This window comes from Mycobacterium sp. TH-M106 (assembly GCF_057473765.1).
In genome coordinates this window covers 1-6,296 of sequence record NZ_JBYCLE010000193.1, presented here as the reverse complement: position 1 = coordinate 6,296, position 6,296 = coordinate 1, and the positions used below count along the sequence as shown (strand labels likewise).

The window sequence follows — 6,296 nt, the reverse complement described above, 5'->3', positions numbered from 1 at the left end:
GGCTGTGCTGAGCCTCGTCGGCGTAGGGGTCGTAGGCGATGACGCGGCACCCCAGCCCGGACAGCCGCCACTTCGTCGCGCGTCCCACCGCGCCGAGCCCCACCAGCCCGGCCGTCAGCCCGGCGACCTCCCAGGCGCGGAACCGCTGATAGGGAATGGTGCCGTCGCGGAACGTCTCCCCGGCGCGCACGTCGGCGTCGGCGGTCAGCAGATGCCGGGTGACGGCGAAGAGCAGCGCGAGCGTCATCTCGGCGACCGCGTCGGCGTTGCGCGCCGGGGTGTTCAGCACCGGGACACCGGCCGCGGTGGCGCCGGCGACGTCGACGTTGTTGGGGTCTCCGCGCGTGGAGGCCACTGCGCGCAGCCCCTGTTCGAAGACCGGACCGGCCACCGCGTCGCTCTCCACGACCAGAATGTCGGCGCCTTCGGCTGCCGCTCGTTCGGCCAATTGTTCTGCGCTGTAGATGCGCAGCGGGCTCTTGTCGATCCACGGGTCATAGACCACGTCGGCCAGTTGCTGCAACTTGTCGAAGCCTCCGCCGCGCAGCGGGGCCGTTACCAGGGCACGCGGTTTAGATGTCACGGTTGCCTATGTTGGCGTAGGTTGACGCCCGTGTCACGCAAACAGGTCACAGTCGGCATCGATATCGGCACCACCGCCGTCAAGGCGGTAGCCGCCGACGAAGACGGCCGCGTGCAGGCGCGGACACGGATTCCGCACCAGCTGTGGGTGCCCGACCCGGAGCGCTTCGAGCACGACGCCGAGGCGGCGTGGCGGCAGGGCCCGTTGACGGCGCTGGACAAGCTGGACCGACCCGACGCCGCAGCGGTGGCGGTATCGGCGATGGTGCCGTCGCTGACCGCTGTCGACGCGCAGGGCCGGCCGCTGACGCCGGGCCTGCTCTACGGCGACGTCCGTGGCCGGACGGCGGACCAAGCGGGCGCCAGCAGTGGCGCTTCGGGCTTTCCGCAGGAGGGGGAGACCGTCGAGTTCCTACGGTGGACGGCCCAGCAGGCACCCGACGCGGCCGGATACTGGCCGGCGACGGCCGTGGCGAACTACGCGCTGGCCGGTGCGGCGGTGGTCGACTTCGCCACCGCGTTCACCACCCTCCCGCTGTTCGACGGCACCGGCTGGAGCGAACAGGCGTGCGCCGACTGCGGGGTGACCGTCGATCGCATGCCCCGAGTGGACGCCCCCGGCGCGGTTGCCGCCCAGCTGCCCGACAGCGACACCGCGTTGGCGGTCGGCACCATCGACGCGCTGTGCGAGCAGTTGGTGGCCGGCGCTGGCCACGACGGCGACGTGCTGGTGCTGTGCGGCACCACCTTGATCGTGTGGGCGACCATCCCCGAGCACCGGGAGGTGCCCGGTTTGTGGACCATTCCGCACACTTCGGTTGGTAAAAGCCTGATTGGCGGGCCGAGTAACGCCGGCGGGCTGTTCCTGGGCTGGGTGGATCGGTTGCTCGGGCCGGGCGACCCGGTGCACGAACAGGTCGCCGACCCGCGGCGGGTGCCGGTGTGGTTGCCATACCTGCGCGGCGAGCGCACACCTTTCCACGACCCGGACCGGCGCGGTGTGCTCGACGGGCTCGACCTCACCCACGACGCGGCGGCGCTGCGCCGCGCCGCCTACGAGGCGTCGGGGTTCGTCGTGCGCCAACTGATCGAGCGGAGCGGGGTGCCGGTGGCCCGGATCGTGGCGACCGGGGGAGGCACCCGGGTGCAGCCCTGGATGCAGGCCATCGCCGACGCCACCGGGCAGCCGGTCACGGTGTCGGCGGTGGCCGAGGGGGCGGCGCTGGGCGCGGCGTTCGTCGCCCGGGTGGCGTCCGGGTGGGAGACGTCGATCCTCGACGCCGAGCGGTGGGCGGCCACCGACCGGATCGTCGAACCCGACCCGGCCTGGACGGGCCCGATGGAAGAGCGGTACCAGCGGTTCCTGGAGCTGGCCGACCGGCCGTCGCGGGCATCAAGGGCCCAGCGCGGGTAACGAGTTCGAGTTCTCTACCGCAGAGTCGCGGTGACGGCGACGACGTCGCGGAACGAGGCAAGCGGGTCGTCGTCGTCGAAGAACTCCAGGCCGTAGTCGGCGAACATCTCACGGCGCGGCCGGGTGTGCACCTGCCAGCCTCGATCGTTGAGGTAGTCGGCGACGTTGCTGCGGTTGCCGGCGTAGAACAGTTCGGCCATGTCGAGTTCGTAGCCGTACTGGCGCCACTGGTCGGTCAAGGCCTGCCCCCGGTCGGCCAGGTTGCCGTCATCGTCGGGGTGGTATTCGGTGGCCAATCGGCTGCCGGGGACGGACAGCGCGGTGAGGTCGTCGAACAGCCGGTCCTGAGCTTCCGGCGGCAGGTACATCAGCAGTCCCTCGGCGCTCCACGCGGCCGGCCGTCCGTCGTCGAAGCCGGCGCGGCGCAGTGCCGCCGGCCAGTCGTCGCGCAGGTCGACAGCGACGGTGCGCCGCTCTGCGGTCGGCTGGGCACCCAGCGCCGCCATGGTCGCGGACTTGAAGTCGACGACCTGCGGCTGGTCCACCTCGTAGACGGTGCTGCCCGACGGCCAGGACAGCCGGTAGGCCCGCGAATCCAGTCCGGCGGCCAAGATCACCGCCTGGTACGGACCGTCTTCGCCGGCGCCCATCGCATCGGTGAAAAAGTCGTCGAAGAACCGGGTCCGCACCGCCAGTGAGTTGACCATCCGCCGCACCTGGTGCACGTGGTCAACGGCGCCTTCCGGCAGCTGGCCGTCGACCAGGCGGGTGAAGAAGTCGATGCCGACAGCGCGCACCAGCGGCGCCGCGAACGGGTCGTCGATGATCGCGTCGGGTTCCGCCGTCGCCAGTGCCCGGGCGGCGGCGACCATGGTGGCCGTGGCCCCGACGCTGGAGGCCAGGTCCCAGGTGTCATTCTCGGTGCGCGTCATTGTCAGGAACTCCCCTTCACTACCACGTCCGCCGCCACAGCGCGACAGCGGAACCATCAGATATTTAGCCAGTATAACAACCTTCCGGTGACTGTGCGCGGACCGGCCGACGGCAGCTGTTAGTCTCGTAGCGCATGACACGGCCTGCGGGTCGACGTATCACCACAGCAGATATCCGACGCGACCACGTTTCGGCTGCGCAGGAGGAGAAGAGTGTTCTCGGCTTTCATCTCGTCACTGCGCACGGTCGACTTGAGGCGAAAGATCCTGTTCGCGCTCGGGATCATCATCTTGTACCGGCTCGGCGCGTCGATCCCGTCGCCCGGGGTGAACTACCCGAACGTGCAGAAGTGCATCGCCCAAGTCAGCGGCGGCGACGCGGCCCAGGTCTACTCGCTGATCAACCTGTTCTCCGGCGGTGCGCTGCTGCAGCTGACGGTGTTCGCGATCGGCGTGATGCCCTACATCACCGCCAGCATCATCGTGCAGCTGCTCACCGTGGTGATTCCCCGGTTCGAAGAACTGCGCAAAGAGGGTCAATCCGGTCAGAACAAAATGACCCAGTACACCCGGTACCTGACCATCGCACTGGCCATCCTGCAGGCCACGTCCATCGTGGCGCTGGCCGCCAACGGCGGTTTGCTGCAGGGCTGCAACCTGGACATCATCGCCGACTCGAGCATCTTCAGCCTGGTCGTCATCGTGTTGGTGATGACCGCGGGCGCCACCCTGGTGATGTGGATGGGCGAGCTGATCACCGAGCGCGGCATCGGCAACGGCATGTCGCTGCTGATCTTCGTCGGCATCGCCGCGCGGATGCCGATCCAGGGCAAATCCATTCTCGACAGCCGCGGCGGCCTGGTGTTCACCGCGGTCTGCGCGGCTGCGCTGATCATCATCGTCGGCGTGGTCTTCGTCGAGCAGGGCCAGCGCCGGATCCCGGTGCAGTACGCCAAGCGGATGGTGGGTCGGCGCATGTACGGCGGCACCTCGACCTATCTGCCGCTCAAGGTCAACCAGGCCGGCGTGATCCCGGTGATCTTTGCGTCGTCGCTGGTCTACATCCCGCAGTTGGTCACCCAGCTGATCCGCAGCGGCAGGGGCGGCCCGGGCAACAGCTGGTGGGACAAGTTCGTCGGCACGTACCTGTCGGACCCCGGTAACTGGGTGTACATCGGCCTGTACTTCGGGTTGATCATCTTCTTCACCTACTTCTATGTGTCGGTGACGTTCAATCCCGACGAGCGTGCCGACGAGATGAAGAAGTTCGGCGGTTTCATTCCGGGTATCCGGCCGGGCCGCCCGACGGCGGACTACCTGCGCTTCGTGCTGAACAGGATCACCCTGCCCGGTTCGATCTACCTGGGCGTGATCTCGGTGCTGCCGAACCTGTTCCTGCAGATCGGCAACACCGGCTCGGTGCAGAATCTGCCGTTCGGCGGGACCGCGGTGCTGATCATGATTGGCGTCGGGCTAGACACCGTCAAGCAGATCGAAAGTCAACTGATGCAACGCAACTACGAAGGGTTCCTCAAGTGAGAATAGTTCTGCTCGGACCGCCCGGAGCCGGTAAGGGCACGCAGGCCGGCATGCTGGCCGAAAGGCTGGATATCCCGCAGATCTCGACAGGTGACCTGTTCCGCAACAACATCGCCTCGGGCACCGAGTTGGGCCGGCAGGCCAAGCAGTACCTGGACGCCGGCGACCTGGTGCCCGCCGAGCTGACCAACGCCCTGGTCGCCGACCGCATCGACCAACCCGACGCCGGCAAGGGTTTCATCCTCGACGGCTACCCCCGGTCGGTCGACCAGGCCGAGGCGCTGAAGGACATGCTCGAAGCCCGCAACACCAAACTCGACGCCGTACTCGAGCTGCGGGTCAGCCAGGACGAACTGCTCAAACGGCTCCAGGGGCGCGGGCGCGCGGACGACACCGCGGAGGTCATCGAGAACCGGATGAACGTCTACCGCGAAGAGACCGCACCGCTGCTGGAGTACTACGCCCGCGAGCACGGATTGCAGACCGTGGAGGCGGTCGGCACACTCGACGAGGTGTTCAACCGCGCGCTGCGGGCACTGGGGCGGTAGGTGATCCGGCTGACGATGCGGCGCAACCGCAAGGTGGTGGCGCAGCGCAGCCCCGGCGAGCTTGACGCGATGGCCGCGGCCGGTGCCGTGGTGGCCACCGCGCTGCGGGCGGTGCGGCAGGCCGCCAGAGCCGGAACATCCACTCTGAGCCTGGACGAGATCGCCGAATCGGTGATCCGCGGCACCGGCGCAATACCGTCATTCTTGGGCTATCACGGTTATCCGGCGTCGATCTGTGCGTCGGTCAACGACCGGGTGGTGCACGGCATTCCGTCGGCCGCCGAGGTGCTGGAGCCCGGTGACCTGGTGTCCATTGACTGCGGCGCCATCCTCGACGGCTGGCACGGCGACGCGGCGATCACCTTCGGCGTCGGCACGGTAGCAAAGAGCGACGAGAACCTGTCTGCGGCGACCCGGCAGGCGATGCAATCCGGTATCGCGGCGATGGTGCCGGGCAACCGGATCGGGGACGTCTCGCACGCCATTGAATCGGGTGCCCGGGCTGCCGAAGACACCTACGGCTGCAAGTTCGGCCTGGTCGCCGGGTACGGCGGTCACGGCATCGGACGACAGATGCACATGGACCCGTTTCTGCCCAACGAGGGGCCGCCCGGCCGGGGACCGCTGCTGGCGGCCGGCTCGGTGCTGGCGATCGAACCGATGCTGACCCTGGGCACCACGAAGACCGTCGTACTCGACGACCAATGGACAGTCATCACCGCCGACGGGTCGCGGGCCGCACACTGGGAGCACACTGTGGCGGTGACCGAGGACGGGCCCCGGATTCTGACGGCCAGCTGACGGGTGGGTGCTCTGCCGCGACGTTCGCCGTAGTTCTCAACCCGACCTGTGGGTGAGCTGGATGAACTGAAGTCACGCGCAGGTCGTGTTATTGGCATGGAGGCGAGCCGGGCAATCGGGTTTAGGTGAGCACATGGCCAGGCAACACCGGGTGGCCGATCACATTGTCGAGCACTTCGCGCGCATCGGAGGCGACTACATCTTCGGCGTCGACGGCGCGAATATCGAAGATCTCTACGACGCAGCCCATTTCCATCCGGGCGTCACCGCGGTCCTGGCCAAGCACGAGTTCTCGGCGACAACCATGGCCGACGGATACAGTCGAAGCGGCGCGGGACTGGGGGTGGTTGCGGCGACGTCGGGCGGGGGTGCGCTGAACCTCATTCCTGGTCTGGGCGAAGCGCTGGCCAGCCGGGTACCGGTCTTGGCGTTGGTGGGCCAGCCCGCGGCGGCGATGGATGGGCGGGGCAGCTTTCAGGA

At 68.2% G+C, this 6,296-nt stretch carries 7 protein-coding genes; 5 read left to right on the top strand and 2 right to left on the bottom strand.

Annotated elements, in window-relative coordinates; translation table 11 throughout:
- The coding region (locus AC2VOP_RS06700) for an NAD(P)-dependent oxidoreductase (protein ID WP_486960234.1) at nucleotides 1-583 on the bottom strand (583 nt) is incomplete at its 3' end.
- A gap of 30 nt (nucleotides 584-613) precedes the next feature.
- On the opposite strand from AC2VOP_RS06700, the gene AC2VOP_RS06695 reads away from it, so the two are divergent.
- A complete protein-coding gene (locus AC2VOP_RS06695; RefSeq protein ID WP_486960233.1) occupies nucleotides 614-1,996 on the top strand; it encodes a xylulokinase in 1,383 nt (460 codons plus the stop codon).
- Between the two features lie 14 nt (nucleotides 1,997-2,010).
- On the opposite strand, the gene AC2VOP_RS06690 is transcribed toward AC2VOP_RS06695, so the two are convergent.
- Nucleotides 2,011-2,928 (bottom strand): SAM-dependent methyltransferase, encoded by a 918-nt coding sequence (locus tag AC2VOP_RS06690; RefSeq protein ID WP_486960232.1) that lies wholly within the window; start codon nucleotides 2,926-2,928, stop codon nucleotides 2,011-2,013.
- A gap of 213 nt (nucleotides 2,929-3,141) precedes the next feature.
- Between AC2VOP_RS06690 and secY the strand changes: the two genes are divergently transcribed.
- The 4 genes from secY to AC2VOP_RS06670 form a co-directional block, all read left to right on the top strand.
- Complete coding sequence (gene secY, locus AC2VOP_RS06685) at nucleotides 3,142-4,467, top strand: preprotein translocase subunit SecY (RefSeq protein WP_486960231.1); 1,326 nt, start codon at nucleotides 3,142-3,144, stop codon at nucleotides 4,465-4,467.
- Entirely contained in the window at nucleotides 4,464-5,015 is a 552-nt protein-coding gene (locus tag AC2VOP_RS06680; protein ID WP_486960230.1) for an adenylate kinase, read from the top strand. Before secY ends, AC2VOP_RS06680 begins: the two co-directional genes overlap by 4 nt.
- Nucleotides 5,016-5,030: 15 nt before the next feature.
- Nucleotides 5,031-5,816, top strand: a complete 786-nt coding sequence (gene map, locus AC2VOP_RS06675; RefSeq protein ID WP_486960235.1) for a type I methionyl aminopeptidase — start codon at nucleotides 5,031-5,033, stop codon at nucleotides 5,814-5,816.
- A gap of 133 nt (nucleotides 5,817-5,949) precedes the next feature.
- The coding region (locus tag AC2VOP_RS06670) for a thiamine pyrophosphate-binding protein (protein ID WP_486960229.1) at nucleotides 5,950-6,296 on the top strand (347 nt) is incomplete at its 3' end.

Bases quoted from the DNA above. Each gene is read 5' to 3' on its own strand.
- map (WP_486960235.1), top strand. From the start codon at position 5,031: ATGCGGCGCAACCGCAAGGTGGTGGCGCAGCGCAGCCCCGGCGAGCTT.
- AC2VOP_RS06690 (WP_486960232.1), bottom strand. From the start codon at position 2,928: ATGACGCGCACCGAGAATGACACCTGGGACCTGGCCTCCAGCGTCGGG.